A 20,762-nucleotide genomic window follows, 5' to 3' on the forward strand; every position below is an offset into this window, starting at 1 on the left:
TGCTCGCCGCCCTCCAGCGCGGCACCCGCAAGGCCCGCGCCGAAGAAGACATCCCCACCCCCGACTGGCCCGACTCCGTGCCCCGGGCCCGTCCGCTACCCACCCTCCCCCGCCCGACAAGGAACACCCCATGACAGCGAGCAACACCGCCCACGACGGACTGACATGGCTCCTGGACAGCCTGATCACACGGATCCCGGAGACCCGGCACGCCATCGTACTGTCCGAGGACGGACTGCTTGTCGGCGCCTCCGAGAACCTCGCCCGCGCGGACGCCGAGCAGCTCGCCGCCATCGCCTCGGGCCTGCAGTCCCTGGCCCAGGGCACCAGCCGTCACTTCAAGGGCGGCCGGGTGCAGCAGACCGTCATCGAGATGGACGACCTCTTCCTCTTCGTCACCACCGCCGGGGGCGGCGCCCGCCTCGCCGTGCTGGCCGGCTCCGCCGTCGACGTGGGCAGCGTCGGCTACGAGATGACGATGCTGGTGCGCCAGGTCGGCCAGTTCCTCAGCGCCGCGCCGCGGTTCCCCGAGGACGAGACCCCGGGTACGCGACACGGTGGTGAGCATGAATGAGGCACTGGTCCCAGGAAGACCCCTGGTCGGACGACGATCAGGGCCCCCTTGTGCGTCCCTACACGGTGACCGGCGGCCGGACCCGGTCCGCGCGCTCGGGCATCGAGCTGATCGCCCTGGTCAGCACCATCCGGGCGCCCGACCGCACCCAGCGCCTGCAACCCGAGCAGCACCGGTTGCTGGCGCTGTGCCGCCGGCCGACTGCTCTGGTGGAGATCGCCGCACGCCTCGACCTGCCCGTCACGGTGGTCCGCGTGCTGCTCGGTGACCTGCTGGACCACGAACTCGTCTCCGTCTCCTCCTCACCCGCGGCGGGCATCCCCGACGCCCGTTTCCTCCAGGCAGTGATCGATGGCATTCGCAAGCTCTGACCCCACCGCCCTGTCGCCCGACGCGGCGACCGTGAAGATTCTGGTGGCCGGTGGCTTCGGCGTCGGCAAGACCACCCTGGTCGGCGCGGTCAGCGAAACGGTGCCGCTGCGCACCGAGGAGCTCATCACCGAAGCCAGCGTCGGCGTCGACGACCTGGCCGGCGTCGAGCGCAAGACCACCACGACCGTGGCCATGGACTTCGGCCGGATCACCCTCAGCCCGGCGCTAGTGGTCTACCTCTTCGGCGCTCCCGGGCAGGACCGCTTCTGGTTCATGTGGGACGACCTGTCCCGCGGCGCCCTCGGAGCGGTCGTCCTGGCCGACACCCGGCGGCTGGACAGCTGCTTCCCGTCGGTGGATTTCTTCGAACACCGCGGCATCCCCTTCGCCGTGGGTGTCAACTGCTTCAACGGCCGGTGCGACGAGGACCCCGCCGAGATCCGCGCCGCGCTCGACCTCTCCCCCGACGTACCGCTCGTGCTGTGCGACGCCCGGGACAAGGAGTCGGTCAAGGGCGTTCTGGTCGCCCTGCTCGAACATGTCATGCGGGGGCTGGCGGCGGAGGTCTCGGCGCAGTCCTGACCGCGACGGGGGTCCGCGCCGCCGCGGACGTGTCGGAACGGGCCGGCCGTCCGTGGGGAGGGTAACGTTCCGGGGCAAAGAGGTCTGGTCTCCCCCATCGTCGTGCAGCAGGAGCGGGATCGCCATGCGTCTGGCACCGGTCGAAGATTCCAGGAGCGCGACCTGAAGCCCCGGGCGACGACTCCCACCGCGCTCCTGGACCGGGCGTGGCCGCTGCTTCTGCTGGCGGCGTCGGCGCTCGCCGTCGGTCTGATCCAGCCGGGCGAGCACTACGACATGCTGGTGGCGACGGCGCCGCTGCTGGCCGCCGCTTTGTACGGCGTGCGGGCGACGGCCGTGACCGGCGTGCTGACCCTGATCGTCTTCGCGGTGCTGCGGCTGCCGCTGGAAGAGGACCACAACACGACCTGGGTGTTCAAGCTCGCTCTCGTCCTCGCGGTGTGCCTGCTGGCTCTGGTCCTGTCCCATGTCCGGAACCGCGAGGAGGAGCTCCGCCGGGTCCGGACGACCGCACAGCGCCTGCAGGAGGGCCTGCTCCCCCGCGAGTTCCCGGACAACAGCGCGGTCGCGGTGGGGTACCGCTATGTGGCGGGGGACTCGGCGGCCGGTCTGGGCGGCGACTGGTTCGACGTGATCTCGCTGTCCGGTGCCCGGATCGCGCTGGTGATGGGAGATGTGGTCGGCCACGGGCCGGAGGCCGCGGCGACCATGGGCCGGCTGCGTACCGCGGTGCTCGCCCTGGCCGATCTGGACCTGGACCCGGACGAGGTGCTCGCCCGGGTGGACGACCTGGTGGAGCGGATGAGCCACGACCGCTCGCAGGCGGAGCTGGTGGCGAGCTGCCTCTACCTGGTCTACGACCCGGTCTCGCGGCGGTGCGACTTCGCCAGCGCCGGCCATACGCCGCCGATCTTCGTCCGGCCCGACGGCCAGGTGGCCGTGCAGGAGAACACCAGCAATCCGCCGTTGGGCTTCGGCGACGTCCCCTTCGACGTCACGTCGTTCGAGCTGGCCGAGGGCTCGTTGATCGCGCTCTACACCGACGGGCTGCTCGCGCTGCGCCACCGCCAGGCCGATGACGGGGTCCGGGAGCTGGCCGCGGTGCTCGGTGCGTCCGGCGGGCCGCTGCAGGACATCTGCGACCGGGTGCTGCGCCGGCTGACCGGCCCGCACGAGGACGACATCGCGCTGCTGCTGGCGCGGACCAAGGTTCTGGAGGACCGGAATGTGCGGACCTGGGAATTCCCCGCCGCGGAGGAGGAAGTGCCCGCGGCCCGCGCGGCGGTGACCGAGCAGCTCGCGCGGTGGGGGCTGGACGAGCACGGCTTCGTCCTCGAGATGGTGGTGACCGAACTGGTCACCAACGCCGTCGAGCACGCCCAGGGACCGATCGGCCTGCGGCTGATCCGGGACGAGTCGCTGATCTGCGAGGTCTCCGACACCAGCAGCACCTCGCCGCACCCCCGGCGCGCCGACCCGCTGGACGAGGACGGACGCGGCCTGTACCTGATCGGGCAGCTCATGGACCGCTGGGGCACCCGGTACACGCGCAAGGGCAAGACCATCTGGGCCGAGAAGTACCTCGGGGTCTGACCCGCGGCCTGCGAGAGATCGCCAGGCGCCCCGGGAACGGGCCCAGGCCGAGCGGACCCGCTGCGCCGCGAGAGATCGTGGTGTCGCACATCTATCCAAGAGGGGGCCGGTGGCACTACAACAGCACCCTGGGTGTCAACAGTGCAGTGGTCCCGCCCGGTGAGTCGGGCCACCCGGACCCCTGTGGGCACAGCAGTCCCACCGGCGCCATCGCTGCCGGTCACAGAAGAGTTACTTCGTGACATGAATGTGCCTCCTTCCGCTTCGCCGTGCTTCCGCCGACCATGGGACAGGAACAAGTCGTGCCCCGAGGGCACGGCTTGTGCTCACCTCCCGCAAAATCCGAGCACAGAGGATCTGGCAATGCGAATCGAACATGCACTGCTTTCGGTCAAGCCGAGCGAGCAGCCGGAATTCGAGAAGGCCTTCCCCGAAGCACAGCAGGTCATTGCCAAAGCACCGGGATTCCAATTCATCGACCTGCTGCGGGACGTCAAGGGGGGCACTTATCTCCTGATCGTGGCATGGGCGAACGACGAGGCCGGCGCCAATGAATTCCATGCCTCGGAACTCTACGAGCAGTGGACGGCCCTGCTCGACCCGTTCCTTGCCCAGCCGCAGGATTCTTCCCTCTTCGAGCTGCTCTCGCACTACCCCGGCTGAGCCGGCGTCCGCACGACGAAGTCCCGCCGAATCCCGAATCAGTCGGGACGGCGGGACATTTTGCGCTCCGGGTGAACAATGGGAAGAGGAATCGTATACGAAGCACGGGACGCATCACGGATCATACGGGGCGAACCCGCCCAGCCGGATGGGGGAAGTCCCTTTGCAGAGAGGGAGAAAAAGACCCGTCCGTCCGACGGGAACCCGCCCATAGGCCGCATTCGGGAGCAGATGGAACAGCCCCGACCCGGCCGCAATAGCCCCATTCGGCAGGCCCGGCACCCGGTCCGCACGCCCCGGGGACTCGGAAGTTTCGCTGGTCACCGGCGTATCCGAGGTTTGACGGGCCGTCAGAAAGTAAATTCATCACGACGTTATAAGTATACCCGGTCGTGATTGCTATAGTTGCACCAGAAACGATCACGAACCATCACACGGGGGCACAAACGATCACACGGGGGCCAAGGCCCGTTGGTACATGTCCATCGATCTCACCTCGAGTCCATTGCGCGAAGTTCATCCCATTCTCCGCCCGCAATGCAGCGGGCGTTCCACATCGACTGGGCTTCACTCCAGGAGAAGGCTTCGATGACGCTTTTTGAGCGAGACCACCACCTGGCCATGTTAAACCGTCTGTTTTCCGGCACCATGACCGGCGAGCGTCAGATCGCCATCATCAGCGGGCCGGTAGCCAGCGGAAAGACCGAACTGCTGCGGATGTTCGCCGGTCGCGCGACCGCAGCAGGAGCCGTTCACTACGGCGCGACCGCGTCACGCACCGACCACCGCATGCCGACCGCGGTTCTGCGGCAGCTGTTCCGCACATCCGACCTGTCCCCGGCCGACGCGGCCCGGGTGAGCAGGGCGCTGCACACCCTCAGCTCGGGCCATCGCTTCGAGCCCGAAACCGCCAACCAGCACACCATCTACGCGTTCCACCGCCTGTGTTCCACGCTGCTCGACGTATTGGAGGGCGCCGGCAGGCCACTGCTGATCAGCGTGGACGACGTGCACTACGCCGACGCGCCGTCGCTGCACTGCCTGGCGGTGCTGATGCGGCGGCTCACCCGGGTACCGGTGCTGCTGGTGCTCACCGAGTCGCCCCGGCTGCGCACCGCGACGCCGCTGTTCCAGGCGGAGTTCCCGTTCGAGTCCGGCAGCAGACGCATCACCTTGGGGCCGCTGTCCCCGGCCGGCGTGGAGGCGCTGCTCACCCAGCGGCTGGGCACCCGGGGCGCCCGCGAGGCCGCCCCGCACTGGTACGCGGTCAGCGGCGGGAACCCCCTGCTGCTGCACGCGCTGCTGGAGGACCACCGCGGCGGAGCCGCCGCCGGCCGGGAGAACGCCGGCGACGGCCGGCCGGTGGTCGGGATCGCGTTCACCCACGCCGTCCTGAGCTGCCTGCACCGCAGCGACCCGTTCGTCCTGGAGGTGGCCCGGGCACTGGCGGTGCTCGGGGAGAACGCCTGCCGCAGCCGGGTGGCCAAGCTGCTCGGCACCGACATCGAGTCGGCCCGCCGGGCGACGACCGTACTGGAGCAGACCGGCCTGATCGCCGAGGGCCGCTTCCGCCACCCCGAGGCCCGCGGGGCGGTGCTCGCCGACACCGCCGCCGACGAGGTGGTGGCGCTGCACAGCCGGGCCGGCGCGCTGCTGTACGCGGACGGCGCGGACGCCGTCACGGTGGCGCAGCAGATCATGACGGTGGAGACCGACGACCACGACCTGGTGCCCTTCCTGCTCCAGGGCGCCGAGTACGCGCTGGGCGAGGGAAAGGTCGAATCGGCGCTGGGGCTGCTGCACCGGGTGCATGAACTCGACCCCGACGAGGAGCAGATGGCCACCACACGGTCGCTGCTCGCCCGGGCCGAGTGGCGGATCGACCCGGAGACCGCGCTGCGGCGGCTGCCCGCGCTGCAGGCGGCGGCCGAGTCGGGCCATCTCGGCGTGCCGCAGAGCCTGGCCCCCATCGGGCTGCTGCTGTGGACCGGCGACATCCCGGGGGCGGTGGCGCTGTGGCGCACCACCCTCCGCCGGACGGAGCGCCTGCCGCACCAGCCGGCGCTGCCGGCGCTGATCCTGCGCATCTTCCTGGCCTGCCTGTTCCCGGGGCCGGCCGGCACCGTCTTCCCGGGGGGAGCGCTGGTCGCCGAGGGGGTGACGGAAGGAGTGCAGCAGGGTGTCGAGGCTGCCGCCAAGTCACCGCTGCTGGAAGCCTGCCTCCTGCTGGGCCGGGCGCTGGACGAGCCGCCGTCCACGTACTCGGCCGGTTTCGCCGAGAAGTGCCTGCACGAGAATCCGCTGCAGGAGAACACCGTCAGTCTGGCGCTGCTCGCGGTGCTGGTGCTGGTGCGCAACGGACGGCTGGCGATGGCCGAGCACTGGTCGGCGCAGTTGCGGGCCGAGGCCGAGGAGCAGGGAGCGACGAGTTGGGGAGCCTTCTTCCGGACCACCGAGGCGATGGCGGCGCTCCAGCGCGGGGACCTGGTCGCCGCCGCGGAGGACGCCCGCACGGCGCTGGCCACGCTGTCCACCCGCAGTTGGGGGATCGCCGTCGGCCTGCCGCTGAGCGTGCTGATCCAGGCGTGCACGGAACTCGACCGCCTGGAAGAGGCGCGTGCCTGCCTGCAGGTGCCGGTGCCCGAGACCATGTTCCACAGCACGGTCGGCCTGTACTACCTGCGGGCCCGGGGCCGCTACCACCACGCCGCCGGGCGCTACGAGGCCGCGCTGGACGACTTCCGTGACCTCGGCGAGCGGATGGCCGAGTGGGGCGTCGACGTCCTGCCCTGGCGGTGCGACGCGGCGCGCAGTTCGCTGGCGCTCGGGCGCAAGGAGGAGGCGCGGGCGTACGCGGCGGAGCAGCTCGCCCGGTGCGCCCCGGGGCAGTACGAGGAGCGGGCGCAGAGTCTGCGGCTGCTGGCGGCGATCGAGAGCGATCCGGCCCGGCGGGTGGAGCTCCTGGAGCAGGCGGTGGAGGTACTGGAGGAGACCGAGAAGGTACTGGAACTGGCGCACGGCCTGGCCGACCTCGGCCGGGCGCTGCGCAGCGAGCACCGAGGAGGGCCTGCGGAGGTGGCCTTGCGACGTGCCCGCCGGCTGGGTGCCCGCGGGCAGGCCAGGCTGCTGGGCCTGGCCAGAACAGCGGTCGCCCAGGAGCGGGAGGCGACCCCGGCCGAGCGGAGGACGGCCGGGGCGATGCCCGCACAGCGGACGGCGGAGCCCAGCAGGCCGCGGCCCGCGGTCGAAGGCAGCCGCGAGAGCAACCGGGAGGGCAACCCGGAGGGTAATCGGGAAGGCAACCGGGAAGGCGGCGCGCAGGAGGGTCCGGAAGCCGGTCAGGAACGGGGTCAGGAGCCGTTCCAGCTGAGCCGGGCCGAGCAGCGGGTGGCCGAGTTGGCCGCCCGCGGCATGAGCAACCGGCAGATCGGCCGGAAGCTGTTCATCACGGTCAGCACCGTCGAGCAGCACCTGACCCGGATCTACCGCAAGCTCAACGTCAACCGCCGGGACGAACTCGCCCTGGTGTCGTTCGTGGCGGCCGACGACCAGGACGAGGATCTCAGCCCGCCGCTGTCCGGATCGCCCCGCTCGCACGCGAGTTGAGCGCCGGACGGTGAGATCGACGGCCGGGGCCCCGCCGCGTCAGCGGGCGAGGTCCCGGCCGATGATCTCCTTCATGATCTCCGTGGTGCCGGCGTAGACGGTCTGCGCCCGGGAGTCGACGAAGGCCCGGGCCACCGGGTGCTCCAGCATGTAGCCGGCGCCGCCGTGCAGTTGGACGCAGCGGTCGACGACGCGCTTGTGCAGCTCGGTGGTCCACCACTTGGCCTTGGCGGCGTCCACCGCGGACAGGTCGCCGTGGTTCAGGGCGAGCACGGACCGGTCCACGTACGCCTGGGTGACGTCCAGTTCGGTGGCCGTCTCGGCGAGGACGAAGCGGGTGTGCTGGAAGTCGCCGACTGCCCGGCCGAAAGCGCGGCGCTCGAAGCAGTGGGCCCGCGTGTAGCGGTGGACGGCGGTCGCGGAGGCCAGCGCCTGCACGGCCACCGACAGGCGTTCCAACGGCAGCCGTTCCATCAGGTGCGCCAGGCCCCGTCCCTCGGTGCCCAGCAGCCGGTCGGCCGGCAGCCGGACCTGGTCGAAGAAGAGCTCCGCGGTGTCCTGGGCCCGCAGGCCGACCTTGGCGAGCTTGCGGCCGCGCTCGAAACCGGGGTCGCCCCGCAGCACCACGAACAGGCTCAGGCTCCGCGAGCCGGCGTCCGGGTCGGTCACGGCGGCCACGACGACCACGTCGGCGTGGATGCCGTTGCTGATGAAGGTCTTCTGGCCGCTGAGCCGCCAGCCGTCGCCGTCGCGCACCGCCCGGGTCCGCAGGCCGCGCAGGTCGCTGCCCGCGTCCGGCTCGGTCATGGCGATGGCGCCGATCAGTTCGCCGGCGGCCAGCCCGGGGACCCACCTCCCGCGCTGCGCCTCGGTGCCCAGGTCGAGCAGGTACGGGATGACGATGTCGTCCTGCACGCCGAGGCCGGCGCCGAGCGAGGTGGCCGCGACGGCGGCGATCTCCTCGGCGACCACCACCCGGTAGCGGTAGTCGGCCGTGCCGCCGCCACCGAGCCGTTCGGGCACCGACAGGCCGATGATTCCCTGCCGGCCGGCGGTCCGCCAGACCTCGCGGGGGATCAGCCCGTCCTCCTCCCACGTCTCGTAGCCGGGCGCCACCTCGCGGGCCAGAAAGGCCCGTACGGTCTCGCGGTAGGCGTCGTGGTCCTTGTCGAACAGTCCCCGCTCCATGCGGCCTCCCCGGCCATCGAGGTCAGCCGGCCAGTGCGGCGACCTGTTCGAGCAGTCGCAGCCGCCCTTCACGGCTGTCGGCGCCGCGGCCCATCGGGCTGAGCGAGAGCGTGGTGACTCCCGCCGCGGCGAACGCGCTGACGCGCTCGGCGACCTCGGACGGCGTGCCGATCAGCGACACGCCGCGGACCAGGGCCTCGGGAACGGCCGCGGCGGCGTCGCGGCGGCGGCCGTCGAGGTAGAGGTCCTGCACCCGGGCCGCCTCGGCGGCGAAGCCGTAGCGGCAGGCGAGGTCGAAGTAGAAGTTGCGGCCGCGCGCGCCCATCCCGCCGACGTAGTGCGCCAGGCGCAGCCGGGCGGCGCCGAGCGCGTCCGCGACATCGGTGCCGATCGCGGCCGGGGCGTCGACGTGGATGCCCAGTTCGCCGAGCGCCGGGTCGCGACGGGCCCGTCCCTCGTCGAGCGCGGCACCGAAGACCTCCTTGGCCCGCTCCGGGTAGAAGAAGATCGGCTCCCACGCCTCGGCGATCTCCGCGGCCAGCGCGGTGTTCTTCGGTCCGGTCGCGGCGATCATCACCGGGATGCGCTCGCGCACCGGGCGGTTGACCAGTTTCAGCGGCTTGCCCAGACCGGTGCCCTGCTCCGGGCCGAGCGGGATCCGGTAGTACTTTCCCTGGTGCTCCAGCGTCTCCCGGCGCCAGACCTTGCGGCAGATCTCCACGACTTCGCGGGTGCGGGCCAGCGGCGCCTCGTAGGGCACGCCGTGGAAGCCCTCGATGACCTGCGGGCCGGACACGCCGAGGCCCAGGGTGAAGCGGCCGCCGGAGACGTAGTCGAGCCCGGCCGCGGTCATCGCGGTCAAGGTGGGGGTGCGGGTGTAGATCTGCAGGATGCCCGACGCGATCTCCAGCCGGTCGGTGGCCGCGGCGATGTAGCCGAGCTGGCTGACGGCGTCGAAGCTGTACAGCTCCGAGACGAAGACGATGCCGAGGCCGGCCTTTTCCAGGTCGCGCAGCTCCGCCACGGACTCCAGGAATCCGCCACGGTGGTCCAACTGCATGCCGATGCGCATCGGTGCTGCTCCTTCCTGTCGCCGGGGCCGGGTGCCCGGGACTGACTCACCGCGGGGCCATTCTCATGGCGCCGTCGAGGCGGACGACTTCACCGTTCAGCATCGGGTTGGCGATGATGTGCGCGGCCAGCGCCGCGTACTCGGACGGGTCGCCCAGCCGCGAGGGGTGCGGGGTCTGGGCGCCGAGCGAGGCCACCGCGGCGTCGGGCAGCGCGCCGAGCATCGGGGTGTCGAAGAGGCCGGGAGCGATGGTGACCACCCGGATCAGCAGTCCGGCCAGGTCGCGGGCGACCGGCAGGGTCAGCCCGGCGACGCCGCCCTTGGAGGCGGCGTAGGCGGCCTGGCCGATCTGCCCGTCGAAGGCAGCGACGGAGGCGGTGTTGACGACGACTCCGCGCTCGCCGTCCACCGCCTCCGTCCGCGCGATCCGCTCAGCGGCGAGACGGATCACGTTGAAGGTGCCCACCAGGTTCACCTGGATCACCCGGGCGAACTCCGCCAGCGGGAAGGGGCCCTGGCGTCCCACGGTCCGCACCGTGTTGATGACGCCGGCGCAGTTGACCACGAAGCGCGGCGGGCCCAGCGACTCGGCGAGGTCGAGCGCGCGGCGCACTTCGGCCTCGACGGTGACGTCCGCCGCGGCGAAGGCCACCCGGCCGCCGAGCTGCGCGGCGCGTTCGCGGCCGGCCGAGGCGGGCAGGTCCGCGATGACCACGGTGCCGCCGGCTTCGGCGAAGTGCCGGGCGACGGCGAAGCCGAGGCCGGAGGCGCCGCCGGTGACCACGGTCACCCCGTCGGAGATGCGCACAGTCTTCCCTTCCCGAGCCAGTGGGCGTGCCGTCGGGGCGTCCGCGGCCGCGGCACCGCCGTTCGCCCGCGGCGGTCACCCGCCGGGCCGCGCCGTCAAGGGCGCGGCCCGGCGGATTTCATGGGCGTGTCCGGGCGATCCCGCCGGGCCCCGGGGAGGCGGCCGAAGCGGCCGGGGCCCGTCCGGGCGCGGTCCGGTGGCGGCCGGGCGTCGCGAACGGGCCGGACCGTCGTTGCTCCTAGGAGGCGGTCGTGGACCACTGCGGTTCCTGCAGGATCTCCAGCACGGCCCAGCCGAAGTTGTAGCCGCTGCCGACACCGGCCAGCGCCACGCGGTCGCCCGCGCGGACCGCGCCGCTCTCCAGCAGGTGGGCCAGGCCCGCGAACTGGTCGCCGGCCGCGATGTGCCCGACCTCCCGGCCCCAGGCCCAGGTGGTCTGCTCCTCGGTGATGCCGGCCGCCTTGCGGACCTCCCAGTCCTGCGCGATCCGGCCGATGTTGGGATAGACGTAGCGCGCGATGTCGCCCGCCTCCACCCCGGCGTCGCCCAGGGCGGTGTCCATCGCCTGCTGCTGGCGGAGCGTCATCGTACGGATGATGTCCTTGATGTCACCGCCGCCGATGAGGTACTCCTTCTTCCGCTCGCGCAGCGAGATCGGCCAGCCGGCGTCGCCGGACGCCTGCTGCCAGCCGCTGGTGCCGCGGCCGAGCGCCTCGTGGGAGGTGTCGCCGACCGTCGCGGTGGACAGCAGCCTGGCCACGCCGTGCCCGCGGGTCAGGGCCAGCGCGGTCGCGCCGTCGGCGAGCAGGATGTTCTTGTCCGTCCGGTAACGGTCGTAGGCCGGCGCGTCGTAGCGGTCGCCGGTGGTGACCAGGGCGGTGGACGGCTCGGGCTTGGCGGTCAGATAGGCCGCGGCCAGCTCCAGCGCCATGATCGCGCCGTTGCACGCCTGCCGGATCTCCAGCGAGGGGGCGGTGCCGCCCGCGGTGTGCTGCTGGATGTAGGAGCCCGGCGTCCAGTGGTCCAGGCCCTGGAAGGTCGAGGCCGCGTGCAGGTAGATGCCGACGCCGCCGGCCGGTGTCCCGGCCCGCTCCAGCGCCGCCCGGGCCGCCTCGACGGCCATGTCGGCGGGCGTCAGGTCGTCCTCGACCCGGACGAAGAGGTAGTCGTTCTCCTCGTGCTCCTCGGCGTCGTAGCGGCCGTCGGCCAGGGCTTCCTGGACGTCCTCCTTGTGACCCAGCCACGCTGCGACTCCGCCAACGTAAATGTCATTCCACTGCATTTCCCGACCCTTCCAGCGGATAAATTCAGGGCAGTTTCGCTTCTTCGGACGTTATCGAGGGGGAACCCCTAGAACCAACCCCAGAAAACGGGGACCCCCTAGCCGAGAACCGCGAAGAAAAAGGGCGTTTCGCCGTGCCGTACGGGGGGCCGGCACAGCGAAACGCCGTCTGTGGGGCTCAGCCGGTCCAAAAGGGGCTGCGCCCGCTCGCCGCCAGGGCCCGCAGCAGCGCCGGGGTGTTCGGCGACAGCCGCAGCGCGGGGCCGTAGCTCCTGCTGGCCCGGGCCCGGGCGGCGAATTCCTCGACCGCTTCGAGCACCGTCTGCTCGGTCTCCTCGCTGATCCGGTAGGGGTGGCCGATCGCCCGGGCCAGGTCCCAGCCGTGCAGGCCGAGTTCCTGGACGGTGATCGTCACCGCGAGGGCGGCCGGCATCCGGCCGAAGCCCATGTCGGTGTCGCCCAGCGGGGCTTGCGCCAGTTGCCAGGCGGTGCCCACGCTGCGGGCGGCGTCCGCCACCTCCTTCGCGGTGGAGCCCACCGCGGGCAGCGGCCCGGCGAGCTTGCGCGCGGCGCGCTCGCACATCGCGAGCGAGCCGGCCAGGTGCCCCAGCAGTGCCGCCGTGTCGAACGCGGCGCACGGCGTCCGGCCGCCCAGGTGCTCCGGGCGTACGGCGTCGGCGACCTCGGTCAGGGCGGCGCTGAGTTCCGCTATGGCGGTGGCGGACATGGTGGTCCCGTCTGCTTTCTGGGAACGCCGGACCGGGGTCTCAGGAGGAGACCGCGGCCTCGTCGGTGGCGGTGGCGGGCTCCGCGGCCGGCTTGGCGGCCGGCGCGGGCCGGTGGTGCAGCAGGGCGAGGAAGGAGCCGAGGACCGTGACGCCCGCGCCGACCAGGCCGGCCACCCGCAGTCCGTCGGTGAGGTCGCTCAGCGGCGGCACACCGTGGGCGGGCACGTGGATCCGGGCGTTGGCCACCGCGACCAGGGCGGCCAGGCCGACGGCGCCGCCGATCTGGCGGGCGGTGGTGGCCATCGCCGAGGAGACGCCCTGCTCCAGCAGCGCCACGCCGGCGCCGGCGCCGGCGAAGATCGCCGGGATGGCCAGCGCGCCGCCGACCGACCACAGGATCAGGCCGGGCAGCAGCACCCAGTACGACCCGGTGCCGTCGGCCGAGAAGGCCACCGCGAACGCGCCCATGCCCACGCCGGTGCACAAGGTGCCGGCGAAGAGGGTGCCCCGCAGTCCGAGCTTGGTCAGCAGTTTGGTGCTGAACTTCGCGGCGAAGGCCATCGAGGCGAAGGTGGGCGGCAGGAAGGCGAAGCCGGCCGAGAGCGGGCTGTAGTGCAGCACGTCCTGGAGGTAGGTGGTGAACAGGTAGTACGCGCCGCCGAGGCCGCCCTGGTAGATGAACGCGACCACCATCGTCACCGCCAGGCTGCGGTGGCGCAGCAGGCGCAGCGGCATCAGCGGGCTGTCGGCGCGCGACTCGATGAGCAGGAACAGCGCGAGCAGGACGACGCCCGACACGATGGCGCCCGCGCCGCGCAGCGAGAGCCAGCCGGCGTCGGGGCCGCTGGCCAGGCCGAAGACCACCAGCGTCGCGCCGACCGTGGCGACCAGCGCGCCCAGTACGTCGAAGCCCTTGTTGGCGCCGGGGAAGAAGGTGTCGGCGGGCAGGATGCGCGGGGCGAGCGCGGCTGCGGCCAGCGCGAGCGGCACGTTGACGAAGAAGACCCACTCCCAGCCGGAGTAGTTGGTCAGGATGCCGCCGAGCAGCGCGCCCGCGGACAGGCCGGCACCGCCGATGGCGCCGTAGACCACGAGCGCCTTGTTGCGCATCGGGCCCTCTTCGAAGCTGGTGAAGACCAGCCGCAAGGTGGCCGGGAACAGCAGCGCGCCGCCGATGCCCTGCACCGCGCGGGCGGCCAGCAGCACCCCGGAGTCGCCGGCCAGGCCGCCGGTCAGCGAGGAGACGGCGTAGATCGCCAGGCCGACCATGAACATCCGGCGGGCGCCGAGCCGGTCCGCGGCGCGGCCGCCGAAGAGCAGCAGGCCGCCGAGCGCCACGATGTAGGCGCTGACGACCCACTGGAGCGACTGGACGGTGAAGCCGAGGTCGCTGCCGATGTCGGGCAGCGCCACGTAGACGATGTTGAAGTCGAGCGTGATGATGAACTGGGCGAATGCCAGCAAGGCGAGCCTGACCCCTGGGCTCGACGGCGGGCGGGTGGCAGCTTCAGCCATGGGAGGACTCGTCCTAACAGATCGCGTGTCGGGGGACGTCGTGCCCGGGGGCGCGTACCGGGTGCGGGCGGACGCAACGCACTCCAGGCAGCACCAAATCCGCACCTAAGGGCACGTCTTGTTACTGGGTCCATGTTCTGTGATGCTGTGAACACGCGGAAGGAGGCACTTTTATGTCCCAGCGAAACACCGATGTGTCCGTGCGGCTGGCCGAGCATGCCGTGGCCTGTCCGGTGCGGGAGATCATCGACCGGGTCGGCAGCAAGTGGAGCGTGCAGATCATCCTGGCCGTCACCAAGGGCCCGGTCAGGTTCACCGAGTTGGAGCGGAGCATCGAGGGCATCAGCCGTCGCATGCTCACCTTGACCCTGCGCAATCTGGAGCGGGACGGACTGATCATCCGGACGGTGTACCCGACGGTGCCGCCGAAGGTGGAGTACACCGCCTCCCAGATGACCATGGAGCTGGAGGAGCCGCTGTCGGCCCTCGCCCGCTGGGCCCTGCGCCACCGCGAAGAGGTGGTCTCGGCCCGCGAGGTCTTCGACACCGACCGGGACAAGGTCGCTTCCTGACACGTCCTGACATGCCGCCGCCGGCGGGCGCGCAGCGCGCCGCCGCAGTCGGGAACCGGGCCCCTGGTGGCCCGGTTTTCGCGTTTCCCGAGGTGGCGGGTGTGACTAGGGGGTCCTAGGGGGGAAGTGGGGTTGGCGCTAGGGGGCGCCCAAACCTAGCGTGCGTCTCAGCCGGCCCGACCGGGTGCCAGGCCGCGAGAGGAGCGTGCGCACCATGCCCGTCAGTCCCGCCCCAGCCGTTCCCCCACCTCCCGCCGTCTCCTTTCTGGGCTCCCTGGAGTCGGGACGGCTGGACTGGACCGCGCTGTATCCGTTTCCCGCTCCCGAGCCGGCGACCCGTGCTGCCGCCGACGCGCTGATCGAGCAGGCCGCGGCGCTGGTCGGCTCGCTCGCGGACGCCGAACGCGTCGACGAGACGCGGGAGTTGCCCGCCGGACTCGTCGACCGGCTCCGCGACGAGGGGTGGTTCCGGCTGCGCAACGCCGCCGCCCTGGGCGGGCGGGAGATGTCGGACTACGACGCCTTCCGCCTGGTCGAGCGGGTGAGCGCGGTGTCGCTGCCGATCGGCCAGACGCTGGCCGTCCAGAACGCGGTCGGGGCGGCGGCGCTGCTCGCGGCGCTGCCGCCGGGCCCGCTGCGCACCATTGTGGAGGGGCGGATCGCCGCGGGCACGGTCTCCGGGTTCGCCGGCACCGAGCCGGCCGGCGCCAACAACGCCTGGCCCGGGACCGCGGCTGTTCCCACGGCGGACGGTACGGCTTTCTTGCTGACCGGCGAGAAGGTGTTCACCGGCAATGGTGACATCGCCGACCTGCTGGCCGTCCTGGCCACGGTTGAGGAGGACGGGCACCGCCGGGTCGGGGTGTTCTTCCTGGACACCGCCGACCCCGGCTTCCAGGTGCGCTCCCGGCTGGAGTTCATGGGCGGGCGGGGCCTGCCCAACGCCGCGCTGACCCTGGACGGGCTGCGCGTCCCGCGCGAGCACGCGCTGCTCGGCGACGCCGACGTGCCCCGCTTCCCGCCGCCGATCGGCTCACTGGCGCTGCTCAGCGCGCTGTACTTCAACGCGGCCCCGGCCCTGGCCATCGCCCGGCAGTGTCTGGAGTGGTCGCACGCGTTCGTGGCGCGGCGCACCATCAACGGCCGTCCGCTCGGCGACTACGACCAGGTCCAGCGGATCCTGGCCACCACCGCGGCCGAGGTGTTCGCCATGGACACCGTGGTGCGCTGGTGCCTGCTCGACTCCGGGCTCACCGACCGCTGGTTCGAGCGGGCTGTCGCCAAGAACCTGTGCACGACGACCGCTTGGCGGATCGTGGACCGGACCGTCTCGCTGTTCGGCGGCGAGGGCTTCGAGACCGCGCGGAGCAAGGAGCGCCGCGGCGCCGAACCGCTGCCGGTGGAGCGGCTGTTCCGCGACGCCCGGGGGCTTCGGATCTCCGGCAACGTCGACTTCCTGCTCGACATCCAGGCCGCCAGGCTGCTGCTGGCGGGCCGGTACGCGGGCGGTTCCGCGCGGGCCGAGGCCGCCTCCGGCGCGGACGGTGTGCGCGAGGCCGACCTGATCCCCGCCAACCAGGCCCATCTGCGCTCCGCCGAGCAGGGGTTGCGCCGTTTCGAGCGCACCTGCCGCGCGTTGGTCGCCCGGCACCAGAATCCGGAGGAGCTCTTCGCCCGGCAGGAGACGCTCCGGCTGCTCGGCCGGATCGCGGCCGAACTCTTCTCGGTCTGCGCGGTCCTGGCCCGGGCCGCCGCCGACACCGGCGGCGCCCAGGAGCTGGCCGATGTGCACTGCACGGCCGCCCGGCACCGGATCGCCGGGCTGTGGCGCCGGCTGGGGGCCGCGGCCGAACCCGACTACGCCAAGATCAGCCGGTCCTCGGCCGCCGCGTACTGACCTGCCGCCGATCACCACCGTGGAGCTCAACCGTGGAGAAGGACTTCCGATGACCGACAGCATCGTCGAACAACTCCCCCCGGTCCTGGGGGGTTTCGACCTGACCGACCATCAGCTCTTCGCGCAGGCCGACGAGGGCTTCCCCTACGACGTCTTCGCCCGGCTGCGCAAGGAGGCACCGGTCTTCTACCACCCGGCCGCGCTGACCGACGACGGCGAGGGCTTCTGGGTGCTCAGCCGCCACGAGGACATCGCCCACGCGGCGAACCGCCCCGACCTGTTCTCCGCGCAGGGCGGCGGCGGCCGGAAGGCCGGCGGTTCGCACCTGGACGACATGCCGTTCGGCGTGCTCGCCGGGGTGATCATGCCGATGCTGGACAATCCGCGGCACCACCTGATGCGGCACCTGCTGACGCCGTCGGTGACGGGGGCGGCGGTCGCCGCCCTCGAGGGCGACATGCGCGCCTTCGCCGCGTCGCTGGTGGACAAGGCACTGGCCGGCGGCGGCGCGGTCGACCTCGCCTCGGACGTGTGCGAGCCGTACGCGTTCGGCAACCTGGCGGTCCTGCTGGGGGTGCCGCCGGCCGACCGGGCGAAGATCGCCGAGTGGGCGCACGACAGCGTCGGCTTCTTCGAGCGGCGCTCCGGCCTGCCGAGCGCCCGCTCCAAGGAGACCTTCCTGGCCACCACGGGCTACGCCCACGAATTGCTGCTGCTCAAGCAGGCCCAGCCGGAGCAGGACCTCGGCTCGGCGCTGGCCACCGGCACCATTCCCACCGACGCCGGCGAGCCCCCGCTGACCGACCACGAGCGGGAGATGAACCTGCTGCTCCTGCTGCTGACCGGCGCCGAGCAGCCCCGCAACACCATCGCCGGCGGCCTGCTGGCGCTCGCCCGGCACCCGGAGCAGTGGCAGGCGCTGCGCGCGGACCGCTCGCTGGTGGGCTCCGCGGTCGAGGAGATGCTGCGCTGGGTGCCGCCGAACCCGTACAACCGGCGTACCGCGACGCGTGACGTCACGGTCGGCCGGACGCTGATCAGGGCCGGCGAGAAGGTCACCTTGTGGTGGCCGTCGGCCAACCGCGACGAGGAGGTCTTCCCGCGGGCGGACCGCTTCGACATCACGCGCCGCGAGAACCCCCACATGACCTTCGGCCACGGCAACCACTACTGCCTGGGCGGCGAGGTCGCCCGGCTGGAGGTCCGGCTGCTGCTCGAAGAGCTCCTCGACCGCGTCGCCGAGATCCAGGTGACCGGCGACATCACCTACCAGCCCAGCAACAAGCACACGATCGTGCTGGACCTGCCCGTGCGGCTGGTCCCGGCCGACCGGACCCGGCTCTGATCCGTCACCGGACCGGAATCACAGGAGAGGCCCATGACTGAAGCGCCCGCCTTCGACCCGAGCTTTGTCACCCAGCTGCTGCCGTTCAACCCGTTCGACCCGGCGTTCCACGCGGACCCCTATCCGGTGTTCCGGAAGATACGCGAGGAGTCCGGCGGCGCGATCCGCACGCCGGCCGGCATCGTCACCCTGCTCGACCACGCCCATGTCACCTCGGTGCTCTCCGACCCGAAGTTCGGCTGGGGGGACAGCGAGGCCATCCGCAGCCAGGAGCTGTCGATCGACGGGGGCGAGCCCACCCGCTTCCTGGCGATGCAGGACCCGCCGGACCACACCCGGCTGCGCGGCCTGGTCTCCAAGGCGTTCACGCCGCGGATGGTCGAGCGGCTGCGCTCCCGGACGCAGGAGATCACCGACCGGCTGCTCGCCGAGGCGCGGGCCGAGGCCGCCGCGGGCAACGGCACGGTGGACCTGGTCGACCGGGTCTTCCGTCCGCTGGGCGGCCTGGTGCTGACCGAGATGATGGGCATTCCCGAGGAGTTCCACGCGCTGGCCTTCGAGTACTCGGCCGACAGCGCCCGCGGGCTCGACCCCGACTTCACCCTCACCCCGGAGCAGGCCAGGAAGCGGGACGAGGGGCGGCTCTGGTTCGCCCGGCTGACCTCGGAACTGGCCCGGCGCCGGCGGGCCGAGCCCGGTGACGACCTGATCAGCGACCTGGTCCAGGTGCAGGAGGGTGACGACGGGCTCACCGACAACGAGCTGGCGGTGATCTGCGTCAATCTGCTGGCCGCCGGTTTCGGCGCCACCGCGGCGCAGATGAGCAACTCGGCGCTGGCCCTGCTGCAGAACCCGGACCAGCTGGAGTGGCTGCGGGCCCATCCGGACCGGGTGGGCGGCGCGACCGAGGAACTGCTGCGCTTCGACGGCCCGTTGTTCCTGCTGACCCGGGCGGCGCTGGAGCCGACCGAGGTGGCCGGCTTCGAGATCGCCGCCGGCGAGCAGGTCTTCTTGTCGATGGGTTCCGCCAGCCACGACCCGGCGGTGTACGCCGACCCGGACCGGCTGGACCTGTCCCGTACCCCGACCAAGGTGCTCGGCTACGGGCACGGCATCCACTTCTGCGTCGCCGCCCCGGTGGCGCGGCTGGCCACGCAGGTGGCGCTCAACTCGCTGGCCCGCCACACCGTGGAACTGGCCGTCGAGCAGCCCCCGTTCAACGGCGCACTGGTCATCAGGACCCTCGCCGAACTGCCCGTCCGGCTCAGCGCGCCGGCCGCCGGCTGATCGCACCGCGTATTCGCGGCGATCCCCCCGGAATCACCGAGCCGTTACCGGCGTGTTTCCGTGCACCGCAATTCAGGCTTTCCTCCCCCCTGTTCCCCTGTCCCCGGCAACCCTCGAAATCGGCCGGGGACAGGGGAATGCACAGACTAGGGGTAGGTAGGGGGTGGTCCTTGTTGGCCCACCGCCCGGCGCCGCTTACGGTGATTGCAGGCATCATCGGAATTTCCCTTCGAGCCGACCCCGGCTGGGGCTGTTCGGCTTTTCTTCTCCGACTCCGGAATTCTTTTGAGGGAATAGCCATGGACTCATTGGCCGAGGCCGTACTCGCGGGTGCGGACGGCGAACAGCTGGCACGCGAACCCGTGCCGGCCCAGTACACGGCGGCGCACCTTCGGGTGGAGGACGTCGGGGTGTTCGCGGGCGAGACGGACAAGGACGTCCGCCGCACGCTGCGGGTCGGCGACGTGCCGATGCCGGAACTCGCCCCCGACGAGGTGCTGGTGGCGGTGATGGCCAGCTCGGTCAACTACAACGCGGTCTGGTCGGCGACCTTCGAGCCGCTGCCGACCTTCGACTTCCTCAAGCGCTACGGCCGCCGCGGCGGCTGGGCCACCCGCCACGACCAGCCGTACCACGTGCTCGGTTCCGACGCCTCCGGTGTGATCGTCCGCACCGGCAGCGGCGTGCGGCGCTGGAAAGTGGGCGACCATGTGGTGCTGAGCGCCGTCGAGGTCGACGACCAGGAGCCGGCCACCCACGCCGACGGGATGCTCGGCGCCGACCAGCGTGCCTGGGGCTACGAGACGAACTTCGGCGGGCTGGCGCACTACACCGTCGCCCGGGCCAGCCAGCTGCTGCCCAAGGCCGCCCACCTGAACTGGGAGGAGGCGGCCACCACCACCCAGTGCGCGGGCACCTCCTACCGGATGCTGGTCGGTGAGCACGGCGCCCGGATGAAGCAGGGCGACATCGTGCTGATCTGGGGCGCCACCGGCGGCCTCGGCGCCTTCGCCGTGCAGCTGGTCAAGAACGGCGGCGGCATCCCGGTCGGCGTGGTCAGCTCCGAGGCCAAGGCCGAGGTCCTGCGCCGCCTGGGCTGCGATGTCGTCATCAACCGCGCCGAGCTCGGCATGCCCGGCGGCAGCCGCCCCTCGCCCGAGGACGCGATCGAGATGGGCAAGCGGATGGGGCGGATCATCCGCCGCGAGGTCGGCGAGGACCCGCACATCGCCTTCGACAACAACGGCCAGGCCACCTTCGCGACCTCCGTCTTCCTGGTCCGCCGCGGCGGGTCGGTGGTCACCTGCGGGTCCAGCACCGGCTACCAGCACACCTATGACAACCGCTATCTGTGGATGAACCTCAAACGGATCATCGGCTGCCATGCCGCCAACCTGCAGGAGCAGTGGGAGTGCAACCGGCTGGTCCAGCAGGGCCGGCTGATGCCCGCGATGTCGGCGGTGTACCCCCTCGACGAGATCGGCGAGGCCACGCGCCTGATGCAGGAGAACCGGCACATCGGCAAGATCGGCGTGCTCTGCCTCGCGCCCGAGGCCGGTCTCGGTGTCACCGACCCCGAGACCCGGGCCCGTATCGGCGAGGAGCGCCTCAACCCGCTGCGGGCGACGGCAGCCGCCACCAGCTGAGCACTTCCCCACCGCGCACCCTGACGAAAGGT

At 71.8% G+C, this 20,762-nt stretch carries 17 protein-coding genes; 11 read left to right on the plus strand and 6 right to left on the minus strand.

The annotated features are described in order from the left end of the window. Nucleotides 1-130 precede the first annotated feature (130 nt). From GA0115240_RS30465 to GA0115240_RS30490, 6 genes are all read left to right on the plus strand, one after another. Nucleotides 131-574 carry a roadblock/LC7 domain-containing protein gene (locus tag GA0115240_RS30465; RefSeq protein ID WP_093741680.1) on the plus strand — a complete coding sequence of 148 codons (444 nt, stop codon included), beginning with the start codon at nucleotides 131-133 and terminating at the stop codon, nucleotides 572-574. Continuing rightward, nucleotides 571-945 (plus strand): DUF742 domain-containing protein, encoded by a 375-nt coding sequence (locus GA0115240_RS30470; RefSeq protein ID WP_093741682.1) that lies wholly within the window; start codon nucleotides 571-573, stop codon nucleotides 943-945. Before GA0115240_RS30465 ends, GA0115240_RS30470 begins: the two co-directional genes overlap by 4 nt. Beyond that, on the plus strand, nucleotides 926-1,528 hold the full coding sequence (locus GA0115240_RS30475) for a GTP-binding protein (protein ID WP_093741684.1): 603 nt from the start codon (nucleotides 926-928) through the stop codon (nucleotides 1,526-1,528). Before GA0115240_RS30470 ends, GA0115240_RS30475 begins: the two co-directional genes overlap by 20 nt. A 102-nt stretch (nucleotides 1,529-1,630) precedes the next feature. Beyond that, nucleotides 1,631-3,121, plus strand: a complete 1,491-nt coding sequence (locus tag GA0115240_RS30480; protein ID WP_093741687.1) for an ATP-binding SpoIIE family protein phosphatase — start codon at nucleotides 1,631-1,633, stop codon at nucleotides 3,119-3,121. Between the two features lie 363 nt (nucleotides 3,122-3,484). Then, nucleotides 3,485-3,784 carry an antibiotic biosynthesis monooxygenase family protein gene (locus GA0115240_RS37415; protein WP_161302585.1) on the plus strand — a complete coding sequence of 100 codons (300 nt, stop codon included), beginning with the start codon at nucleotides 3,485-3,487 and terminating at the stop codon, nucleotides 3,782-3,784. Between the two features lie 588 nt (nucleotides 3,785-4,372). Beyond that, nucleotides 4,373-7,390 carry a helix-turn-helix transcriptional regulator gene (locus tag GA0115240_RS30490; protein WP_256070094.1) on the plus strand — a complete coding sequence of 1,006 codons (3,018 nt, stop codon included), beginning with the start codon at nucleotides 4,373-4,375 and terminating at the stop codon, nucleotides 7,388-7,390. 39 nt (nucleotides 7,391-7,429) lie between these two features. On the opposite strand, the gene GA0115240_RS30495 is transcribed toward GA0115240_RS30490, so the two are convergent. From GA0115240_RS30495 to GA0115240_RS30520, 6 genes are all read right to left on the minus strand, one after another. Continuing rightward, a complete protein-coding gene (locus tag GA0115240_RS30495; RefSeq protein ID WP_093741693.1) occupies nucleotides 7,430-8,578 on the minus strand; it encodes an acyl-CoA dehydrogenase family protein in 1,149 nt (382 codons plus the stop codon). 22 nt (nucleotides 8,579-8,600) lie between these two features. Further along, nucleotides 8,601-9,650: an LLM class F420-dependent oxidoreductase gene (locus tag GA0115240_RS30500; RefSeq protein ID WP_093741695.1), complete on the minus strand. Its 1,050-nt coding sequence runs from the start codon at nucleotides 9,648-9,650 to the stop codon at nucleotides 8,601-8,603. Between the two features lie 46 nt (nucleotides 9,651-9,696). Continuing rightward, entirely contained in the window at nucleotides 9,697-10,458 is a 762-nt protein-coding gene (locus GA0115240_RS30505; protein ID WP_093741697.1) for an SDR family NAD(P)-dependent oxidoreductase, read from the minus strand. Between the two features lie 238 nt (nucleotides 10,459-10,696). Then, a complete protein-coding gene (locus GA0115240_RS30510) occupies nucleotides 10,697-11,740 on the minus strand; it encodes a ketoacyl-ACP synthase III family protein (RefSeq protein ID WP_093741699.1) in 1,044 nt (347 codons plus the stop codon). A 178-nt stretch (nucleotides 11,741-11,918) separates the two neighbouring features. Continuing rightward, nucleotides 11,919-12,467, minus strand: a complete 549-nt coding sequence (locus GA0115240_RS30515; protein ID WP_093741701.1) for a TIGR03086 family metal-binding protein — start codon at nucleotides 12,465-12,467, stop codon at nucleotides 11,919-11,921. A gap of 40 nt (nucleotides 12,468-12,507) precedes the next feature. Next, nucleotides 12,508-13,983, minus strand: a complete 1,476-nt coding sequence (locus GA0115240_RS30520) for an MFS transporter (protein ID WP_093741703.1) — start codon at nucleotides 13,981-13,983, stop codon at nucleotides 12,508-12,510. A 173-nt stretch (nucleotides 13,984-14,156) separates the two neighbouring features. On the opposite strand from GA0115240_RS30520, the gene GA0115240_RS30525 reads away from it, so the two are divergent. The 5 genes from GA0115240_RS30525 (at nucleotide 14,157) to ccrA (ending at nucleotide 20,730) form a co-directional block, all read left to right on the plus strand. After that, nucleotides 14,157-14,555 carry a winged helix-turn-helix transcriptional regulator gene (locus GA0115240_RS30525; RefSeq protein WP_093741705.1) on the plus strand — a complete coding sequence of 133 codons (399 nt, stop codon included), beginning with the start codon at nucleotides 14,157-14,159 and terminating at the stop codon, nucleotides 14,553-14,555. 214 nt (nucleotides 14,556-14,769) lie between these two features. Further along, nucleotides 14,770-16,452, plus strand: a complete 1,683-nt coding sequence (locus GA0115240_RS30530) for an acyl-CoA dehydrogenase family protein (protein ID WP_093741707.1) — start codon at nucleotides 14,770-14,772, stop codon at nucleotides 16,450-16,452. 49 nt (nucleotides 16,453-16,501) lie between these two features. Further along, complete coding sequence (locus GA0115240_RS30535; protein ID WP_093741709.1) at nucleotides 16,502-17,797, plus strand: cytochrome P450; 1,296 nt, start codon at nucleotides 16,502-16,504, stop codon at nucleotides 17,795-17,797. 33 nt (nucleotides 17,798-17,830) lie between these two features. Continuing rightward, nucleotides 17,831-19,084 carry a cytochrome P450 gene (locus GA0115240_RS30540; protein ID WP_093741711.1) on the plus strand — a complete coding sequence of 418 codons (1,254 nt, stop codon included), beginning with the start codon at nucleotides 17,831-17,833 and terminating at the stop codon, nucleotides 19,082-19,084. A gap of 299 nt (nucleotides 19,085-19,383) precedes the next feature. Next, complete coding sequence (gene ccrA, locus GA0115240_RS30545; protein ID WP_093741713.1) at nucleotides 19,384-20,730, plus strand: crotonyl-CoA carboxylase/reductase; 1,347 nt, start codon at nucleotides 19,384-19,386, stop codon at nucleotides 20,728-20,730. Nucleotides 20,731-20,762: the final 32 nt, after the last annotated feature.

The sequence above is a fragment of the Streptomyces sp. DvalAA-14 genome (assembly GCF_900091855.1).
Lineage (GTDB): Bacteria > Actinomycetota > Actinomycetes > Streptomycetales > Streptomycetaceae > Actinacidiphila.

Bases quoted from the DNA above. Each gene is read 5' to 3' on its own strand.
- GA0115240_RS30465 (WP_093741680.1), top strand. From the start codon at position 131: ATGACAGCGAGCAACACCGCCCACGACGGACTGACATGGCTCCTGGAC.
- GA0115240_RS30470 (WP_093741682.1), top strand. From the start codon at position 571: ATGAGGCACTGGTCCCAGGAAGACCCCTGGTCGGACGACGATCAGGGC.
- GA0115240_RS30475 (WP_093741684.1), top strand. From the start codon at position 926: ATGGCATTCGCAAGCTCTGACCCCACCGCCCTGTCGCCCGACGCGGCG.
- GA0115240_RS37415 (WP_161302585.1), top strand. From the start codon at position 3,485: ATGCGAATCGAACATGCACTGCTTTCGGTCAAGCCGAGCGAGCAGCCG.
- GA0115240_RS30490 (WP_256070094.1), top strand. From the start codon at position 4,373: ATGACGCTTTTTGAGCGAGACCACCACCTGGCCATGTTAAACCGTCTG.
- GA0115240_RS30495 (WP_093741693.1), bottom strand. From the start codon at position 8,578: ATGGAGCGGGGACTGTTCGACAAGGACCACGACGCCTACCGCGAGACC.
- GA0115240_RS30500 (WP_093741695.1), bottom strand. From the start codon at position 9,650: ATGCGCATCGGCATGCAGTTGGACCACCGTGGCGGATTCCTGGAGTCC.
- GA0115240_RS30510 (WP_093741699.1), bottom strand. From the start codon at position 11,740: ATGCAGTGGAATGACATTTACGTTGGCGGAGTCGCAGCGTGGCTGGGT.
- GA0115240_RS30515 (WP_093741701.1), bottom strand. From the start codon at position 12,467: ATGTCCGCCACCGCCATAGCGGAACTCAGCGCCGCCCTGACCGAGGTC.
- GA0115240_RS30520 (WP_093741703.1), bottom strand. From the start codon at position 13,983: ATGGCTGAAGCTGCCACCCGCCCGCCGTCGAGCCCAGGGGTCAGGCTC.
- GA0115240_RS30525 (WP_093741705.1), top strand. From the start codon at position 14,157: ATGTCCCAGCGAAACACCGATGTGTCCGTGCGGCTGGCCGAGCATGCC.
- GA0115240_RS30530 (WP_093741707.1), top strand. From the start codon at position 14,770: ATGCCCGTCAGTCCCGCCCCAGCCGTTCCCCCACCTCCCGCCGTCTCC.
- GA0115240_RS30535 (WP_093741709.1), top strand. From the start codon at position 16,502: ATGACCGACAGCATCGTCGAACAACTCCCCCCGGTCCTGGGGGGTTTC.
- GA0115240_RS30540 (WP_093741711.1), top strand. From the start codon at position 17,831: ATGACTGAAGCGCCCGCCTTCGACCCGAGCTTTGTCACCCAGCTGCTG.
- ccrA (WP_093741713.1), top strand. From the start codon at position 19,384: ATGGACTCATTGGCCGAGGCCGTACTCGCGGGTGCGGACGGCGAACAG.